Source organism: Viridibacillus sp. d25.2, assembly GCF_055456015.2.
This window is the reverse complement of record NZ_CM196652.1, coordinates 3,080,018-3,098,990: the sequence shown is the minus strand read 5'-3', so window position 1 is coordinate 3,098,990 and position 18,973 is coordinate 3,080,018. Positions and strand designations below refer to the sequence as shown.

17 protein-coding genes, 1 pseudogene and 1 riboswitch are annotated in these 18,973 nt (G+C 35.3%); of the genes and pseudogenes, 13 read left to right on the top strand and 5 right to left on the bottom strand.

The window, feature by feature from the left end; genetic code table 11:
• Positions 1-30 precede the first annotated feature (30 nt).
• Genes ACZLO7_RS15255 through ACZLO7_RS15220 form a run of 8 tightly spaced genes read left to right on the top strand, consistent with a single transcriptional unit; the run spans position 31 to position 7,553 of the window.
• Entirely contained in the window at positions 31-804 is a 774-nt protein-coding gene (locus ACZLO7_RS15255; protein ID WP_464939870.1) for an ABC transporter ATP-binding protein, read from the top strand.
• A complete protein-coding gene (locus ACZLO7_RS15250; protein WP_464939882.1) occupies positions 782-1,489 on the top strand; it encodes an ABC transporter ATP-binding protein in 708 nt (235 codons plus the stop codon). The genes ACZLO7_RS15255 and ACZLO7_RS15250 overlap by 23 nt, the downstream gene beginning before the upstream one ends.
• Positions 1,490-1,501: 12 nt before the next feature.
• The gene (locus ACZLO7_RS15245; protein WP_464939871.1) at positions 1,502-2,368 is read left to right on the top strand and encodes a branched-chain amino acid ABC transporter permease; all 867 of its coding nucleotides are present in this window, start codon (positions 1,502-1,504) and stop codon (positions 2,366-2,368) included.
• Positions 2,369-2,370: 2 nt separating this feature from the next.
• A complete protein-coding gene (locus ACZLO7_RS15240; protein WP_464939872.1) occupies positions 2,371-3,402 on the top strand; it encodes a branched-chain amino acid ABC transporter permease in 1,032 nt (343 codons plus the stop codon).
• Positions 3,399-4,424: a 3-oxoacyl-ACP synthase gene (locus ACZLO7_RS15235; protein ID WP_464939873.1), complete on the top strand. Its 1,026-nt coding sequence runs from the start codon at positions 3,399-3,401 to the stop codon at positions 4,422-4,424. The genes ACZLO7_RS15240 and ACZLO7_RS15235 overlap by 4 nt, the downstream gene beginning before the upstream one ends.
• Entirely contained in the window at positions 4,421-5,317 is an 897-nt protein-coding gene (phaZ, locus tag ACZLO7_RS15230; protein ID WP_464939874.1) for an intracellular short-chain-length polyhydroxyalkanoate depolymerase, read from the top strand. Before ACZLO7_RS15235 ends, phaZ begins: the two co-directional genes overlap by 4 nt.
• Positions 5,318-5,330: 13 nt before the next feature.
• The gene (gene fabG, locus ACZLO7_RS15225; protein ID WP_464939875.1) at positions 5,331-6,071 is read left to right on the top strand and encodes a 3-oxoacyl-ACP reductase FabG; all 741 of its coding nucleotides are present in this window, start codon (positions 5,331-5,333) and stop codon (positions 6,069-6,071) included.
• A gap of 12 nt (positions 6,072-6,083) precedes the next feature.
• Positions 6,084-7,553, top strand: a complete 1,470-nt coding sequence (locus ACZLO7_RS15220) for a class I adenylate-forming enzyme family protein (protein WP_464939876.1) — start codon at positions 6,084-6,086, stop codon at positions 7,551-7,553.
• Between the two features lie 149 nt (positions 7,554-7,702).
• Here ACZLO7_RS15220 and ACZLO7_RS15215 read toward each other — a convergent pair.
• From ACZLO7_RS15215 to ACZLO7_RS15205, 3 genes and pseudogenes are all read right to left on the bottom strand, one after another.
• Positions 7,703-8,035, bottom strand: a pseudogene (locus tag ACZLO7_RS15215) (alpha/beta hydrolase); the annotation flags it as partial.
• A 15-nt stretch (positions 8,036-8,050) separates the two neighbouring features.
• Positions 8,051-8,347 (bottom strand): hypothetical protein, encoded by a 297-nt coding sequence (locus ACZLO7_RS15210; RefSeq protein ID WP_464939877.1) that lies wholly within the window; start codon positions 8,345-8,347, stop codon positions 8,051-8,053.
• Positions 8,348-8,639: 292 nt separating this feature from the next.
• Positions 8,640-8,849 carry a hypothetical protein gene (locus tag ACZLO7_RS15205; protein ID WP_464939878.1) on the bottom strand — a complete coding sequence of 70 codons (210 nt, stop codon included), beginning with the start codon at positions 8,847-8,849 and terminating at the stop codon, positions 8,640-8,642.
• Between the two features lie 492 nt (positions 8,850-9,341).
• On the opposite strand from ACZLO7_RS15205, the gene ACZLO7_RS15200 reads away from it, so the two are divergent.
• Positions 9,342-10,160, top strand: coding sequence for a sugar nucleotide-binding protein (locus ACZLO7_RS15200; RefSeq protein ID WP_511261345.1), 819 nt, complete (start codon positions 9,342-9,344; stop codon positions 10,158-10,160).
• Positions 10,161-10,419: 259 nt separating this feature from the next.
• Here ACZLO7_RS15200 and ACZLO7_RS15195 read toward each other — a convergent pair whose 3' ends face one another.
• Positions 10,420-11,655 (bottom strand): IS110 family RNA-guided transposase, encoded by a 1,236-nt coding sequence (locus tag ACZLO7_RS15195; protein ID WP_511261344.1) that lies wholly within the window; start codon positions 11,653-11,655, stop codon positions 10,420-10,422.
• Between the two features lie 425 nt (positions 11,656-12,080).
• Entirely contained in the window at positions 12,081-13,853 is a 1,773-nt protein-coding gene (locus tag ACZLO7_RS15190) for an oleate hydratase (RefSeq protein WP_464941102.1), read from the bottom strand.
• 347 nt (positions 13,854-14,200) lie between these two features.
• Positions 14,201-14,387, top strand: a riboswitch (cobalamin riboswitch).
• Between the two features lie 157 nt (positions 14,388-14,544).
• On the opposite strand from ACZLO7_RS15190, the gene nikA reads away from it, so the two are divergent.
• Genes nikA through ACZLO7_RS15170 form a run of 4 tightly spaced genes read left to right on the top strand, consistent with a single transcriptional unit; the run spans position 14,545 to position 18,972 of the window.
• Complete coding sequence (gene nikA, locus ACZLO7_RS15185) at positions 14,545-16,167, top strand: nickel ABC transporter substrate-binding protein (RefSeq protein WP_464941101.1); 1,623 nt, start codon at positions 14,545-14,547, stop codon at positions 16,165-16,167.
• 39 nt (positions 16,168-16,206) lie between these two features.
• Positions 16,207-17,145, top strand: coding sequence for a nickel ABC transporter permease (gene nikB / locus ACZLO7_RS15180; protein WP_464941100.1), 939 nt, complete (start codon positions 16,207-16,209; stop codon positions 17,143-17,145).
• The gene (gene nikC, locus ACZLO7_RS15175) at positions 17,142-17,978 is read left to right on the top strand and encodes a nickel transporter permease (protein WP_464941099.1); all 837 of its coding nucleotides are present in this window, start codon (positions 17,142-17,144) and stop codon (positions 17,976-17,978) included. Before nikB ends, nikC begins: the two co-directional genes overlap by 4 nt.
• A 16-nt stretch (positions 17,979-17,994) precedes the next feature.
• A complete protein-coding gene (locus ACZLO7_RS15170) occupies positions 17,995-18,972 on the top strand; it encodes an ABC transporter ATP-binding protein (RefSeq protein WP_464941098.1) in 978 nt (325 codons plus the stop codon).
• Position 18,973: the final 1 nt, after the last annotated feature.

The following is an 18,973-nucleotide window of genomic DNA, read 5'->3' as shown; positions in this document are numbered from 1 at the left end:
TTAAGAGAGCTAGACTTAGGAGGAATGAGGATGGAACCTATCATTAGGACGGAAAATTTAAGTATTCAATTTGGGGGGCATCGTGCAGTTGATGGCGTGAATTTTCAAATGCAGGCACAGCATTTCAAATCTATTATTGGTCCAAATGGTGCAGGAAAGACTACTTTTTTCAACCTACTAAGTGGTGAATTGAAACCAACAGAGGGAGAAATTTTTTTGAAAGGGGAATCGTTAGCAAATGATTCGTCTATCGAACGTACACGAAAAGGACTTGGTCGCTCTTTTCAAATCACAAATGTCTTTCCAAATCTTACAGTCTTGGAGAATGTTAGACTTGCCGTGCAATCTCGTGAAAAGGTTAGATTTAACTTTTATAAGCACCATTTGCAGTATAAATCGATTACCAATGAAGCAGTAGAAATATTGGGTCAAGTATTACTTGATAACAAAGTGAATGCAATTGCAAGTCAACTATCTCATGGTGAAAAACGCAAACTAGAAATTGCGATGTTACTCGCTCTAAATACGGAAATATTATTATTAGATGAACCAACTGCTGGTATGTCTTTAGAGGAAGTACCGGCTATCTTAGAGGTAATACGGTCAATTAAAGAACAAGGAAACAAAACTATACTGCTCATTGAGCATAAGATGGATATGATTTTAGATCTTTCAGATTCGATCATGGTGCTCTTTAATGGAAAGCTTTTAGCAGATGGAACGCCTTCAGAAATTATGGACAATGAAACCGTACAAAACGCGTATTTAGGAGGGCTATATGATGAACAGCTTATTAAACCTTGATCAGCTGCAAACACATATTGGACAATATCATATTTTACAAGGGATTCAATTCGAAGCAATTGAAGGGGAAGTGTCCGTATTGCTTGGCAGAAATGGAGCGGGTAAAACAACTACTTTAAAAACCATAATGGGTTTGACACCTGCTTCCCACGGAAAAGTTATGTATGAAGGGCAAGACATAACAAAGCGTAAGCCTTATGATATTGCCAATCTAGGTATTGGTTATGTTCCAGAAGATCAAGGTATATTTAAGGACTTAACGGTGGAAGAGAATATGAAAGTTGCGATTCGTAAAGAGACAGCTGAAGTATATGAAAAACAGGCATATATATTAGAGTTATTTCCCGATTTGAAAAAGTTTTGGAAAAAGGCAGGGGGGCATTTATCTGGTGGGCAGAAGCAAATGCTGTCTATGGCAAGAGCGTTTGTAAATGACAGTAAACTCTTGTTGATAGATGAGCCTTCAAAGGGTTTAGCTCCAATCGTTGTAGAAAAAGTGATGGAAGCTATTACAGAAATGAAAAAGAAAACAACGATAATTCTTGTTGAACAGAATTTTATAATGGCCAGCCGGATTGGTGATACCTATACATTAATAGATGATGGAAAAACTGTTCATTCAGGATCTATGGCTGAATTGATTGGAGATGAAGAATTGAAACGGAAATACTTAGGAATTGGTTAGGGGGAATCGAATATGGATTTGTTTATCAGTTTATTTATAAATGGTTTAGCCACAGGTATGTTGATCTTTTTATTAGCGGCTGGATTGACACTTATTTTCGGATTAATGGACGTCTTAAACTTTGCCCATGGAGGACTTTTTGTTTGGGGAGCTTATTCTGGAATCTTCGTTTATACATGGTCAGGTAGTTTTATAGTCGGAATACTAGCTGCGATTGTAACAGGGTTTGTACTAGGATGGATCACTGAAAAATTAATCATTACACCCGTATATGGCAATCATGTACAACAAATCTTAATAACGCTTGGATTTATGCTAGTACTATCAGAATGTATTAAGGTTGTTTTTGGACCTAACAGTATTCCTGTAGATGTGCCTTCATATTTGGCAGGCAGTTGGGAGATCGGTGAAGTAATTGTGATTAAATATCGTATTTTTATTATCGTTATTGGGTTTATTGTTTTCGGAATATTCCGATATATATTGAAGAAAACAAAAATCGGTTTAATCGTACGCGCTGGTGTGATGGATAAAGAAATGGTGCAAGTATTAGGTATTAATATTAAACGTGTTTTTTTATTTGTTTTCATGACCGGTTCAGCAATGGCAGCATTCGGGGGAATGCTTATGGCTCCGTATTCGGGCGTTATATACGCAGAGATGGGAATGGAATATGCCATTTTAGGATTTATCGTAGTAGTAATAGGAGGGATGGGGAGTTTCTCTGGTTCATTAATGGCAGCAATTCTAGTGGGGCTTGCGGGTAGTTTCATGGCTTACTATGTTCCATATTTATCATTAGCGGTCAATATGATTTTGATGGCTATTGTATTAATCTTCCGTCCACAAGGATTATTCACAAATGCGAAGGAGGGCTAAAAATGAGACAGGAAAAATACTTTTCTCTTAAAAATTTGACATTCTTGATAATTATAATAGCACTCATTTTCTTTCCCTATGTTGCAGATTCTAGAACGTTAACGATACTAATGACCCAAATATTTATTTTCAGTATATTAGCCATGAGTTATGATATTTTACTCGGTTATACAGGAATTGTGTCGTTTGGGCATGCTATGTTTTTTGGAATAGGCGCTTATACAACGGCCATTTTACTAAGTACTTATAACAATACTATGATGATTTTCCTCATTTCGATTATAGTAGGTATGATTTTTGCAGGTATTGTTAGTTTCCTAGTTGGGCTACTGACACTTCGTTTAAAGAGTCATTTCTTTGCAATGCTGACATTGGCGATTTCAGGTTTGTTTTTAGTTGTTGCAGAGAAATGGCGTACTGTTACAAAAGGTAATGACGGCTTTACTTTCAGGGCTCCGGATGTATTCAGAGATCGTGTTATCTTTTATTTCTTCGTCTTAGTCTGTCTTGTTGTCGTATTCCTTGTACTTAGACGATTTGTAAATTCCCCATTAGGAAAAGTACTAATTGCAGTTCGTGAAAACGAACAAAGGACACGGTCACTAGGATTTAGAACATTACATTATAAGGTGACGGCTTCAGTTGTAGCTGGTGTTGTTGCTAGTCTGTCAGGATCACTCTATGCAATATCTCTCCGCTTCGTCAATACAAGTGTAATGTCAATGGATATAACATTAGATGCACTGTTAATGACGATAATTGGTGGGGTTGGCACACTTATTGGGCCAATAGTTGGCAGTTTAGTGATTGAAACTGCTCAACATTATCTATCAGGTTTAGCAAATGACTATCCGATTTTTGAACGCTGGATTATCTTCTTTGGAATGCTCTATATTTTAGCAGTCATCTTCTTCCCAAAAGGCATTGTTGGTACTGTATATGTGAAATTTTTGGCTTGGAAATCGAAGAAAGCCAAACCCCAACTGCCTACGCAATCTGTACCATTGGTCAAGGAAAAGGAGCGATTTGAATGAGTATAGGGATTGTAAGTACCGGAATCTATTTACCTAAAAACCGTATGACATTTGAAGAGATTAGTCAAAAATCGAATATTCCAGTTGATATTGTTAAAACGAAATTGGGGATTATTGAAAAGACGATTGCTGGACCAGAAGATCATACTGTGCAAATGGCAGTTTGGGCTGCCAAAAGAGCCTTAGAAAAGACAAATTTATCTCCACGGGATATTGATGTCATTATTTATATCGGTGAGGAGCATAAAGAATATCCACTGTGGACAGCAGCTATTAAAATTCAAGAAGAAATAGGTGCTTTAAATGCATGGTCATTTGATGTACAGCTTCGATGTGGAACGACAATCATGGCGATGAAAGTTGCAAAAAGCTTAATGCTAGCTAATGAAGATGTTCGTACTATCTTACTTGCAGGCGGATATCGAAACCATGATTTCATCGATTATACAAATGAACGGACACGTTTCATGTATAACTTGGGCGCTGGCGGAGGAGCTATGATTCTACAAAAAGATGCGAAAGAAAATATCATTCTTGAAAGTGATTTGATAACAGACGGATCTTTTTCAGAAGATGTTGTTGTACCTGTTGGTGGAACAAAAAAACCATTGACCCCTGAATTACTACAAGCAGGTGCATATAAATTAGATGTGCTAGACCCTGAAGGCATGAAGACACGTCTTGAGCAAAAGTCATTGAGTAACTTTTTAAAGGTAATCCGCCAATCTTTATCGAAGAGTGGATATGACGAATCTCAATTGGATTATATTGCTATGCTTCATATGAAAAAGTCAGCACATGATTATGTACTTCATTCCCTAGGGCTAGTCGAATCACAGTCAATTTATTTATCACATTACGGACATATCGGTCAGATTGATCAAATTTTATCGTTAGAGTTAGCTTTAGAAAAAGGGGAAATAAAAAACGGTGACATTGTTACTCTTGTTAGCGCAGGTATCGGTTATGCATGGGGGGCAGTAACAATTCGATGGGGAACTCATGAGGAGGAGATTGTATGACATTGCAGCAAGACGTATTAAAAAAAGTGCCGTTATCTAACGGAGAAACGATTGCTTATCGTGAAAGAGCTGGTGGAGATGAGCTTATAATTCTTGTTCACGGCAATATGACATCTTCAAAACATTGGGATGTACTAATGGAAACCTTGGGTGAACGTTTTACCATCTTGTCACCCGATTTAAGAGGATTCGGTCAATCATCCTATCAAAAGCGAGTGTCTCATATTCATGACTTTAGCGAAGATTTAAAGCTATGGGTTGATGCTCTCGGGTTAAAAGATTTTACTTTAGTAGGTTGGTCTACCGGGGGCGCTGTTGCAATGCAATTTTGTGCAGATTATCCTGGATTATGTCATAAATTAATCCTACTAGCTTCCGCTTCAACAAGAGGTTATGCATTTTATGCGTCAAATCCGGATGGTTCACCTAATCTATTAAAGAGATTACTTACTCTAGAAGAAGTTGAAAAAGATTCCGTGAAAACTGTACCTATGCAAAATTTATATGATAGTGCCAATCGTGAGGGTTTAAAAGCAGTTTGGAATGCGCTTATTTATACGCATAAGCAACCATCAGAACTGCAGTATGAAGCCTATATAGATGATATGCTGACACAGCGTAATCTTGCAGATGTTTATCATGTGTTAAATACTTTCAATATTAGTTCTAAGAAGAATGAAGTAAGTCAAGGACAAAACGAAGTAGCGAAAATCCAAATACCTACACTAATTATTTATGGTGATCGTGATTACGTAGTACCTGAGACTATGACAAAAGAGATAATAGATGATTTTGAGGGACGTGCAAAAGTAGTGAAACTGAGCAACAGTGGGCATTCACCATTAATAGATGATTTACCACAACTAGTTAATCAGATTGAACTATTTATATAATGGAGGAATTGGAATGAGATTACAAAATAAAGTGGCAATGATTACAGGTGGAGCTAGTGGAATTGGTTTAGCAGCAGTAAAACGATTTGCAGAAGAAGGAGCAATAGTTATTATTGCGGATTACAACGAAGAAGCAGGAAATAAAGTTGAAGTAAATTTCCTTGAAGATGACTATGATGTAGCTTTCTATCCCATAAATGTAACTAGCCGTGAGAGTGTCAATGATGTAGTTGCAAAAGTGATTAACAAATATAATAAGATTGATATTTTAGTAAATAATGCGGGTATTACAAATGATGCAATGCTTTCAAAAATGACAGAAGAACAGTTTGATCATGTTATCGATGTAAATTTAAAAGGTGTTTTCAATTGTACTCAAGCAGTTACTCCTTCTATGGTAACACAAGGCTATGGGAAAATTATTAACACATCATCTGTCAGCGGTGTCTACGGCAATGTTGGTCAAACAAATTATGCTGCTACAAAAGCAGCTATTGTTGGGATGACTAAAACTTGGGCTAAAGAACTAGGTAGAAAAGGAATTAATGTCAATGCAGTTGCGCCAGGTTTTACTAGAACACCAATGGTTGAAAAAATGCCAGCTAAAGTATTAGAGAAAATGGAATCCATTGTATCATTACAACGTTTAGCGTATCCAGAAGATATTGCCAATGCTTACTTATTTTTAGCTTCAGAAGAAGCAAGTTATATTACCGGTCATGTATTACAGGTCGATGGTGGAATTATGATGTAAGGGGGAGAAGCTATGCATAGTGAGCAATCATGGATATTAAAAAGAGCTGCCATTACCCCCAAAAAAACATCGTTGATTGATATTGCTACTAACAGGAGTTGGTCCTATAAACAATTAGCCAATGAAGTGAAAAAGTGGGCTATGTTTCTAAAAAACTGCGGCTTACAAAAAGGGGATAGGGTCGCAGTGATCGCGGAGAATAGAATTGATCTATTTGCTATTCTTTTTGCATGTGCCATCGGTGGTTATATCTTTGTTCCCTTAAACTGGAGATTAAGTCATTCAGAACTTGACTTTATTCTTGACGATTGTACACCAGCCTTAATACTATATGAACATCAATTTATGAAGCTTATTGCTAATAACCCACATATGAAATCATACCCAATTACAATAGAGATTTTAGCAGAGCACTTCGATGTACCAACAAATAATTGGAATTCGAAAGACGCATGGTTAATGATATATACTGGTGGGACAACTGGAAAGCCAAAGGGCGTAGTCTTATCATATGATGCGATAAATTGGAATGCCTTTAATACTATTATTAGTTGGAATATTAGTAGTGATGATTGCACATTAAATTATATGCCATTATTTCATACGGGAGGCTTGAATGCATTATCAATTCCGATATTAATGGCTGGTGGTACAGTTGTAATCGGAAATAAATTCAATCCCCAAGAAGCAATTCAGTCATTGAATAGTTACAGCACAACAATTTCGTTATTCGTCCCGACAATGTATCAATCTATGATTGATACAGAAGAATTCAAAAAAACAGGTTTTCCTAGTATAAAAGTATTTTTATCAGGTGGAGCTCCATGTCCCATCACTGTGCATAAAACCTTCTTAGAAAAGGGAGTCCCATTTAAAGAGGGGTATGGATTAACTGAAGCTGGTCCCAATAATTTTGTTATCCAACCAGTGGAGGCCGCAAAAAAACTAGGATCTGTCGGAAAGTGTATGCAATTTAATGAAGTTAAAATTCAAGCCCCAAATGGTCGAGAATGCGGATGTGATGAAGTAGGGGAACTATATATTAAAGGAAAGCATATGTTCAGCGAATATTGGAAGAATCCACAAGAGACAGCTAAAACAATTATTAATGGATGGCTTCGTACTGGTGATTTAGCGAAGATGGATCAGGATGGGGATATTTATATCGTAGGACGAGTGAAAGAAATGATTATTTCAGGGGGAGAAAATGTCTACCCTCAAGAGGTAGAACAATGTATTATCACTCATCCAAAAGTGAAAGAGGTCGCAGTTATAGGAATTGCTGATAGTCACTGGGGTGAAATCGTTACGGCTTTTATCGTTTCGGATGATGCATTTAATAATGTTAAAGAAATTCAAGACCTTTGTAGAAGTCATATAGGTAGTTTTAAAATACCTCGAAATATTTATTTTATCCCCGAACTACCAAAAACTCATGTAGGGAAAATTGATAAAAAGAAACTTCAAACGATCCAAATGTAAAGGGTTTGATTGATTATTAACGGGTTCGAAATTGAGGAGCAAAATGTAAAAAAACATTAAAAAGGGGTGCAATTAGCACCTCTTTTACATCTATTTTAGCAATTAAATTAGACCTGAATTGGTTATCTTTTGAAGATCTCATTATTTTACTAAACTATTTTTAATGCTTCCTGAAGTTTTTCCACTATCCTTGATAAAGCTAATATTGAATTTGTTGTATGAAATTCTTCAATATCCAAGGAATGATTTGCATCTTGGACAATCTCTATCTTTAAATTTGAGTTACTTAATTGTTCAATTTTATTTGAATTGAAATGAGGGTCTTTGTCTCCAATGACTAAAAGCCCTTGATGTTCGCTATTCAAGATTGAATCAAAAATCGAATCGAACTTTAACAATGGAGTGAGTAAAATCATTTTCGACTTTGAAAATTCATTTCTTTTCATTAAGTCATTAGCAATTGGAATTGTTCCAAGTGATTTAATAGAGTTAATCTATTAACTAACTGAAAAAAGAATTAATACAATTATCCAACTGAATACAGTAATACATAAAAAAGAATTTCTAATTTTATTTCGTGTATCTTTAGTGAAACTATTTATGTATTTACGAGTTCCTAACCCGATCGACCAAGCAACAATAAAGAATAAAGCTAAAATAGTTATAAACCTTGCATTAGGGAATTTGTCACTTAATGTAGTTACAACTAAACCGTTCAACCCAAAATATAAAAGTAAAATAGTCGCTATACCATAACCACTTAAAAACCACATACTATTTTTATTCTTAGTCATCCTATTCCTCCTTTAATTTCACTAAACTCCATTATCCTGCCCCGCCAGTAAAAAAGGACCCCACATATTGTAGAACGCACCCGTTAGTTGGGTAAAAGGATACAAATTCGCTTAATATAATATTTTAATTTTGAAACCATGATGACATTACAACTTATTTAAGTTATCACTGTCAAAGGACGGGGATTTCTTACCTTAACTTGGTCTTCTATATAATCACCTCCCACTATAAAATAAACGAAGTGCCAACTTCTCTTTAATAGAAATCGGCACTTCGTTTATTTGCTATATGTTATCGTGTCGCTTTTGGTGGTTGGCACACGTCGCATTTACGTTGGTTATTATTTTTAAATTTCTTAAATGTTTTTTCAAAGTTGCTACCACATGCACATTTAAATAGTAACTTTTGAGAAAAACCGTGATATTCCGTCGTTAGCAACTTACTTTCCGAATTGTTCTCAACAAATTCTTTAATTTTACCAATTGTCCATTGTTTATTCATTCTTTTACACCTCCATATTTTATCGCTATGCGGAGGCTTTTCTTGGCATCCGTTCAATTATAAGCAAAAGTAGTAATTATCCTAAGTTATTCATTATAACATGAGCTGGAACTCAATTAAACAGATGATGTAGCTTTGTAAAAAAGTTTGATTATTTATAATAAATTTTGACTAAAAACAACTCTCCTCTATAGACCTTTTAGAGGTGAGATGTTTTTCTATTGGATACCTATGCTAATATCACTATAAAGATTGTGAAGAAATATACTTAAACTAACGGAACAGATTAGTTCAAGAAGGGATTTGTTATCACAGCCAAGAATATATTGTTAAGAATACTAATTATCCTTAAAGAGATATAATCCCAAAATTGCGGTGGGTGGGAATGAAGAAGTTTTGTAATAAATTGCTTAGAAAATATTTGGTTTGAGGTAGGAGAGAAAAAACAGAACAAGCAGTTGGTAAATTGACATTTTTAGAGGGGGTTGTATCTTGAAGAAAATATTGATTTTAGGGGCTAGTGGTTTGGTTGGGAAAGCAATAGTTAATGAATGTATAAGTGATTTTGATGTATATGGAACTTATTTTACATCAGCAACGAATCTTGCAGACGATAAACAATTTCAAATAAGCATTCAGGATGAGGGGCAATTACGTGAAATAATTAATCTTCTCCAACCTGATATCATTGTTTCGAGTTTAAAGGGTGATTTTGACGATCAATTAAAATTCCACCGTCATCTAGCTGAAGAATTAATAAACAGAGATATTGTACTTTACTTTTTCTCAACTACAAACGTCTTCGATGGAGATTTATCAAGGCACCATAGTGAATTGGATGAACCAATTTCTAAATCTGATTATGGTCAATATAAAATTAATTGTGAAAAAATGCTAACAGAATTACTGGGGAATCGTGCTAATATAGTTAGAATCCCAGGTATTTGGGGAAAGAATTCACCTCGATTTAATACTATTAAGAAGAATATTGAAACAGCTGCACCTATACAAGCTTATAGTAATTTGGAATGTAATTTTTTGTTAGATCAACAGCTAGCCCGTCAAATGCGTTTCATTTTAATAAATGAATTGAGTGGAATATTTCATTTAGGTGCGGTAAATATGATAAATGAATGTGAATTCTTTAAAGAATTAGCTATTAAACTAACAACTGAAAAAGTAAATATTCAATATACGCCTTATCAAGACAAAGAACGTACTTATTATTTCGGTCTTGTGTCAAATCGTAAAGATTTACCAGAATATCTCAAAATGACTAACGGAGAAATTATTACTTACCTGGTAAAGTAAGTTTTTTGTAAATCTATTGGTGTTTATAAATCGTAGAAATCCTAATTTAGAATAACCAATATAGAGATTACTATAAATGAAAAATTAGTTCTTAAAAAATTTGTATGTAACTATTACTTATTAAACTAAACCAGCTAATAGAATGTCAAGAAAAACATTGATAATCAAAAAACACTTCATGTTATACTAAAAATGCGCAAGACAAATAACCCTCCTCATTCAGTGTGGAAGGTTTTTGTTTTATTTGAAAATGCTGTTATTAAATAGTTTCTTGGAATGGTGCTTTCGTTTTTAAAATCGCATAAATCCAGTGTAAAAGCTTATTAGCACAAGCAATAACGGCTACTTTATACGGCTTTCCTTCCTCACGTTTTAAATCGTAGAAGGCTCGTAATCGTTTGTTTCGGGCAATAGTTTCATCTGTTGTTTTCTTTTTACGGCTATCTCGAATGGAACAGCGAACGGCTGTATAAAGCATGTGGCGAAGCCTAGCTGAGCCGCGTTTGGTAATGTGATTTTTCGTGCCTTTAAAGCGACCTGATTCAAACACACTGGGATCTAATCCCGCAAAAGCTACTAACTTTTTCGGATGATTAAACCGCTCAATTTCCCCAATTTCTGAAAGTATCGTGGCCGCGATTTTTTCACCTACACCGGGAAGTGATTGGATTAATTCATATTCTTCGAGTTGTGCCGCCAATTGATCAATCTCACGCTCTAACGTAGAAAGTTGTTGGCGGTAAGCTTGAAGTAAATCAATATACATATTCAGACTGACGAGAAGGCTTTGATAAAGCGTTGACTGAAATGGGTTGCATTCTGCAGCTACTATTAATACTTCAGCTCTTTCATGCGCCCAATTAAATGAACGTGCTTTACAATGCTTATCAATAAATTGTGCAATCTCTTCTACACCTGCGTCTAGTACTAATTCAGATGTAGGGTAGGACTGTAAAGTCCTTAATGAAATCTCTGCGTACAAATTACCAAAAACTCCTTTATACTCAGGGAAAACTTGATCTAATACAGCTTGAAATTGTAGCTTTGTTTGAACCATAATCCCCGTCATATTTTCGTGATGCCTTGTCAGATGCCGAAGGTTTAAAAGGCGAATACCACGTTTTTTCTGAGGCTCTAAATCCTCTTTGTAATACAGTTCGCCTAAGTGATAGGCATCAATTACATCTGTTTTAGTTTTTCGTAAACTAGAGCTTTTAGCTCGGTATGAAACGAGCGGATTGACGATAATGACAATATATTCTCTAGCTTCTAAAAATTGTACAACTGGAGCATGATAGTGACCTGTTGATTCCAATACAACAGGTGGTTTTAACCCTGTTTGACGCTCTAAATCTAGTAAATAAGAGTGTAACTCTTCAAGTCCTCCCACCGTATGTTCAATCTTCACACTGCTTTTATAGGGCATTTTTTTATCCAAAAACATTTGAACCTGACTTTCACCTTTTGCGACATCCAGACCAACTACTGGATTCATAGTTTATCTCCTCCTCATGTAGTGTATTGACCGGTAACCTCTATCTAGCTTGTTATTCATATCTTCGCTTGTTATACGGGATCACTATGTCCCAACCAGCCTAATCATGTGTTAACAAGTAGAGGGCGAACAGTTTAGTTGTCGGGATCAAGTCCCACGGGTGCTTCCGTTCTACCCCGGCTACTATCAATCTATAAATTGAATAAAAAATAGTCAACCAGATTTCTCTGGCTGACCTTATAATACGAACGGGTGCTTTAGTTGAAAATCAAAGGTTGCTTAGGTAACTTTTTTATATAAATGGGGTGAGTATGTTAATTGGTAAATAAAAACGGCTTGTGATTACTGTGGTAATCAACAAGCCGTTTTTTATCTAAATTTTATTAGAAATTATCAATTTATCACAATACTTGATGGGTAGTTTGTTAAATCAATTTACTTTCTTTGAGTAAATCATAGATTATTGTTTCTTTCGTTTTGTGAATACCAAATTTACCTATTTGTTTTAAGATAAATGGAGCATCTACATCTGTTAATTTTTTACCATCAAGTAAGCGAGCAGTTGAAGATAACAAAGTACGAATATCGTAAGTAGATGCAAACACTTCTGGAACGCCTCGATCAATATCTAATAATTGATAAACAGCTTCCATCGCTGTTCTTACTGAGTATTCAGTAGTGAATACAGTATCTCTTTCTGTTTCACTAAAATTACCCATGAAGGCTAAGTTAACAGATCCATTAGGGACAACTAAAGGACGATCTCCCATTGCTCTAGGCATGAAGTAAGATGTTATATAAGGCATGTAACAAGGAATTGTATTACAAGAATTTTGTGCTAAATCCGGTATTTCGTCTACAGGTACACCCATATGGTACAACCACTCTTGTGCTATCTCACTTCCAGAACATTCAGTAATACTCTTTTTAATAAAATCACCCGGTTTATTAGATAGTAAACCATAAATCCAAACTACTAATTGGTCTTTTGGTTGATCTTTAAAATGAGGTTGTCGGTTCAACGTATAGCTGAGCATCCAATTAGAATCTGTAGCAGTTACAATACCACCAGTAACTACCTTTCCAGCATATGGATCTCTTTTACTTATCTTTTCAATATATGGAGAAACTTTAGCATCCAATGTAGTTAGTGTTGCTGAAACAAACCAACTTTCTTCTGGAAGATCATCGCAGAACTTTTCTGGTCTACCAAACTCAAAGTCTTGAGAAGCGATGTTTTTCCAAAGTGACCAGCTTCCACCTAAATCAGTACTTATAGGGGCTGGCGTATTATTATCGCCGTATGTTGTACTCTCCGTAATACTACCATTTGTAACAAATACTAATTCATTTTCTGTTAGCTCAATATTCTTTTTCTCACCATTTTGTTTTAACACTAGAGTATGAGCAACCTTTTTGTCTCCAACTTTATCAACTAAAACATTCTCTACAACAGTATTAAATTGGAAATCAACATTATGGCTTTCTAAATATTTAATCATAGGAAGCACTAAAGATTCATACTGGTTATACTTTGTAAATTTCAAAGCAGATAAATCAGGTAATCCACCAATATGATGAATAAAACGTACAATGTAACGACGCATTTCCATTGCAGAATGCCATTTTTCAAAAGCAAACATCGTGGACCAATATAGCCAAAAATTCGATTCAAAGAATTCTTCAGAGAAAACATCCGTAATTTTTTTATCCTCTAATTTCTCTTCAGGAGTAAAAAATAATTTAATCATTTCTTCAGATGATTTATCAGATAATGTAAATTTTCCATCATCCTCAAGTCTTTCTCCTCTTTTTTCAATCAATCTACATTTAGAATAATTAGGATCTTCTTTATTTAACCAATAAAACTCATCTAAAACAGAAGCATTTTCAATTTCTAAAGATGGGATTGAACGAAATAAATCCCATAAGCATTCAAAATGATCTTCCATTTCTCGACCACCACGAATAATAAAACCTCTTGTCGGATTTAGAATACCATCAAGACTACCTCCTGAGATATCTAACTCTTCGAGAATATGAATATTTTCTCCTTTCATTTGGCCATCACGAATTAAAAAACATGCGGCTGAAAGTGAGGCTAGCCCCGAACCAATAAGATACGCTGACTTCTCATCAACACCCTTAGGTTTTTTAGGACGTGCGAAAGCTTCATAATTACCATTACTGTAATACATAATACCGCCTCCATAAATTATTATTCCGATATAGAATACCATAAATTTACATGATAACGGTAAGATAGGGAAAGAATTAACAAAATATTCAATTTTAAAGTTAAACTGTAGATATACATATCCATCTCATTTGACATAACAATTCATTGCATTTTTATTAAATTATTTATCGATATCTTTTAGTAGGGGGATTTACAGCCAGCAACGGTATGTGTAACTGCAACAAAACGTGCTAATTTGTTGTAAATCTTTTGAATAAAATTAAGACTTAAAATTGATATAGCTTTAAGTTGTAATAACGAATATACTTTATATTAGGAAAACTTTTTTATTTTGCACAAAAAATTACATATAGTATTGGAATAGGTGTGTTCGTTTATAACGAATACTTAATAGGGAAGTCGGTGGAAATCCGACATGGTCCCGCCGCTGTAAGGGTGAGTCTCATGCAAGTTAGTCACTGGATAATATCCGGGAAGACGCATGGAGGCGATGAACCTAAGTCAGAAGACCTGCCTGTTCTAAAAATGCTGATAAACCTACGGGAGATAGGGAGGTGTTAGAGTGCTAGGAGACAAATTTGTTCTGAAACTATAAGCATTGCTGACCTTTTTTATCGGGTTAGGAATGCTTTTTTGCATGCCAATATTTTATGCGTAGTAAAATTTTATAATTGAAGGTGAGAAAAGACATGTTATTCAAACGATCAAAACTATTAAGCCTTTTCTTTGTACTATTATTATTGTCCGTAATGGGTTGCAGCAATACTCCTAAGGGTTCAGAAAATACTTCACCTAAAGATAATGAGAAAGTTGTTACATTTTCTATGACCGGAGATATAGGCGATTTAAATCCACATACATATTTTCCAAATGAGTTTTTTTCACAGGCAATGGTATATGAGTCACTTGTGAATTACGGGAAGGGTGGGGAAATTCAACCTTGGTTAGCAAAGAGCTGGGATATTTCAAAAGACGGCAAAGAATATGTATTTCATCTGAGAAAAGATGTAGCGTTTTCTGATGGCTCGAAATTTAATGCGGCAATCGTTAAGAAGAATTTTGATACGATTTTAAATAATCATAAACAACATGAATGGGTAGAGTTAATTAACCAAATCAAAGATACAGCAGTAGTGGATGAATACACTTTTAAGCTTACTTTGAACAATTCTTATTATCCAACTTTACAAGAATTAACATACATAAGACCTTTAAGATTTGTTGGAGAAGCTGCTTTTCCTGACAGCCAAGATACATTTAAGGATGGTCTTAAATCTCAAATTGGTACAGGCCCATGGGTACTTAGCGAATATAAGAAAAATGAATATGCAGTATTCGATAGAAATGAAAAGTACTGGGGTACTAAACCAAAAGTAGATAAGGTTGTTGTTAAAGTCATTACTGACGGAGAATCTAGAGTATTAGCATTTGAGAAAAATGAACTTGATTTTATTTTTGGTAATGGGGTCATAAGTCAAGATTCATTTCAATTTTTAAAGGATACAGGGAAATATGAAACTAAGTTGTCAGATCCTACAGCTACAAGAACGCTGCTTTTTAACACAAATAAAGAGGCAACTAAAGACCATAAAGTACGTTTAGCGCTTAACTATGCATTTGATAAACAGGCTGTTATCGATAATATTTTTTATGGTCTGGAAAAAAAAGCAGATACATTGTTCCCGCCTGTATTGGATTACACAAAAATTGACATAGATCCATATGAGCATGACACAGCAAAAGCAGAGCAGTTATTAGATGAAGCAGGGTGGAAAAAAATAGAGGGTAAACCGTTTAGAGAAAAAGACGGAAAAGAACTACAGCTAGAATTCCTTTTTAATAGTACAGATAATATCCAAAAGTCGATCGCAGAATTTGTACAAGGCGATTTTAGAAAATTAGGAATTGATATTAAGTTGAATAGTCAGGAAACGAATGCTTTCTGGAAAACGGCATTCCAAGGTAATTACGACGTATTATTTACATCAACATGGGCCGTACCTTTTGATCCACATTCTTACTTAGCTTCAATTACAACAGATTCAGAAAATGGTGGTCCAGATTATACTGCTTTATTGGGGTTACCAGAGAAGAAAGAAATAGACGAGAAGATTAAGAAAGTGCTTTTAACTACAGATGAAAAAGAAAGAAAAATGTTGTATACCGATATTTTATCAACTTTGCATGAGCAAGCCGTGTACTTACCGATATCTTATCAATCTAATGTAGCGGTTTATCATAAAAATATTAAAGGATTAGATTTTTTGCCTCAGGAAGCAGAGGTACCTTTAACTACAATAGATGTTGAATGAAGCAAGGATTATTAATAACGACAACTTAAGGAGTACTACATGAGTTGGTTTATAGTTAAGCGTTTTGCAAGTCTAGTTCCAATATTATTAGGTATCTCAATTATTACTTTTATCTTACTGCACTTAATTCCTGGAGATCCAGCAGTAGCTTATTTAAGGTTATCGAATATTCCGCCTACTGATGAGGCTGTAGCTGCTCTTCGACTTGAGCTAGGTTTAAATAAACCTTTATATATCCAGTATCTAGAATGGTTAGGAAATGTAGTTCAACTGGATTTAGGGATGTCTTTTGTGTCTAAGAAGACGGTTTGGGAAGAGATAATGTTACATTTAGTTCCAACAATTCAACTAACATTCGCTGCGTTTTTCTTTATCGTAGTTATTAGCTTACCAATAGGAATGCTATCGGCTCTCTACAAAGGAAAATGGATAGATCAATTTAGCAGAATAATAGCTTTTGTTAGTGTTTCTATGCCTACATTTTGGTTTGGTTTTCTATTAATCTATTTTTTATCAGTAAAGTTAGATTTATTACCTGTTTTGGGGAGGGGGACACTAGCACATTTAGTGCTTCCTTCCGTAACGCTTGCTTTTGGCTATATTGGCACAAATATACGATTACTTAGAGCAAGTATGCTTGAAAATATAAATGAGCCATTTGTTGTATATGCAAGAGTGAGAGGTTTACGTCAAGGGAAAATCATTAGTAGACATGTGTTAAAAAAATCTGTCCTTCCTGTAGTGACTGGGCTTGGTATGAGTTTTGGCAATATGCTAGGTGGAGCAGTTATTGTTGAAACCATTTTCGCTTGGCCAGGAATGGGACAATTATTTATCTCGTCCATTTTAAATCAAGATTATACAATGATTCAGGGCTGTGTATTATTTATGAGTGTAATCTTTGTGGTCTGTAATCTTTTAGTGGACCTTACATATTCCTTACTAGACCCCCGTATTCGATTGGAGGGAGAGGAATGAGACCGATTGTAAAGTTGAATCGAAAGCTGATAAATCATAAGCTTATGACGATCAGTACTATCATTATTTTACTTATGATTGGAGTAGCCCTCTTTGCACCTTTTTTGGCCCCTAATGATCCGAACTTTGTTAATATTGCTCAGAAACTACAAGGCCCTTCCTCTCAGTTTCCATTGGGGACTGACCATTTAGGGCGATGTATATTATCGCGATTAATCTTTGGAACACAGACTTCGCTCGGAACAGCCATCCTTGTTATGGGATTTATGATGATGATTAGTGTCCCACTTGGCATTTGTGCAGGCTATGTTGGTGGTAAGATAGATTATCTCTTTATGAGAATTTGTGACATCCTCATGGCCTTCCCAAGCTTTCTTCTTTCATTAGCATTGGTTGGCATATTGGGGCCGGGCATTTTTAATCTAATTTTGGCAATGGTGCTTGTTCAATGGGTTTATTATGCTCGTGTCATTCGAGGAATGGTGCTTAGCGTTAAGGAACAAAACTTTATATTAGCAGCCAAAATATGCGGCACTCCAAAGTTTATCATAATTATGAAACACATTTTCCCAGCCATTATCTCTCAAGTTGTTATATTAGTTTTTATGGACATCGGAGGAGTTATCTTAGCTATTTCTAGTTTTTCATTCTTAGGTCTTGGAGTACAACCACCAGAGGCAGAGTGGGGAATGATGATTAATGATAGTAAACCATTTTTTAGAAATTATCCTTCATTGATGTTGTACCCGGGTATGATGATCTTCATCGTTGTCATAGCCTTTAACGTATTCGGCGAGGCATTGAAGGATGTGTTAGACCTAAAAAAGGGCTAGAGGGGGAGGTCGTGGAATGAGGCAACAACCGATACTAACTGTCAACAAATTAACTATATCCGTATCAACACCCCATAAAGTGGTTCAACCAGTACGTGATGTCAATTTTACACTTGAGCCAGGGAAAGTGTTAGGCCTTGTCGGCGAGAGTGGATCAGGGAAAACGTTGACTTGCCTGTCTTTGTTAAATCTTTTACCTGACAATGTAAAAGTAAAGCATGGAAGCATTAACTATAGAGATAAAGACCTTTTAAACTGCTCAACAGAAGACGTAAGGAAAGTACGGGGCTATGAGATTGCTATGATTATGCAAAATCCTATGATTGCCTTTAACCCTGTCAGAACTATTGAAAGTCATTTTATTGAAACAATTAGAACTCACTTGCCTATGACTAAGCGACAAGCGAGGAAAATGGCTGTGGAGTATTTAGAGAAAACCGACTTTACTAATCCCAAGACGGTATTAAAGCAATATCCATTTCAGCTAAGTGGTGGGATGTTGCAACGAGTTATGATTGCGATTACTATGTCCCTAACCCCCTCTATTTTAATTGCCGATGAACCGACAACTGCACTTGATGCAACAAATCAACTTCAAGTTTTAAAACAGTTGGACAGATTAAGGAAGGAATATAATACAGGCATTTTATTAGTATCACACGACTTTGGGGTGATTGCTCAACTAGCTGACGAAGTAGCTGTGATGTATGGTGGCTATATTGTTGAAAAGGCTCCAGTGATGAAGTTATTCAATCAACCAATGCACCCATATACCCGTGTTTTATTAGAATCAAGGCCTGGATTAACAAGAAAAAAAATACAAAGTGTTAGCACTTCAAGTACTAATTCGATTAATAATGAAAATATATGTCCATTTGTAAATCGATGCAAGGACGCAGACCATACATGTACAAGTTATAATCTAGAGTTTAAAAAGTTTGAAAAAGATCATCTAGTACGTTGCGTAAAGGTACTAGAAAGCATAGGTGACTGAA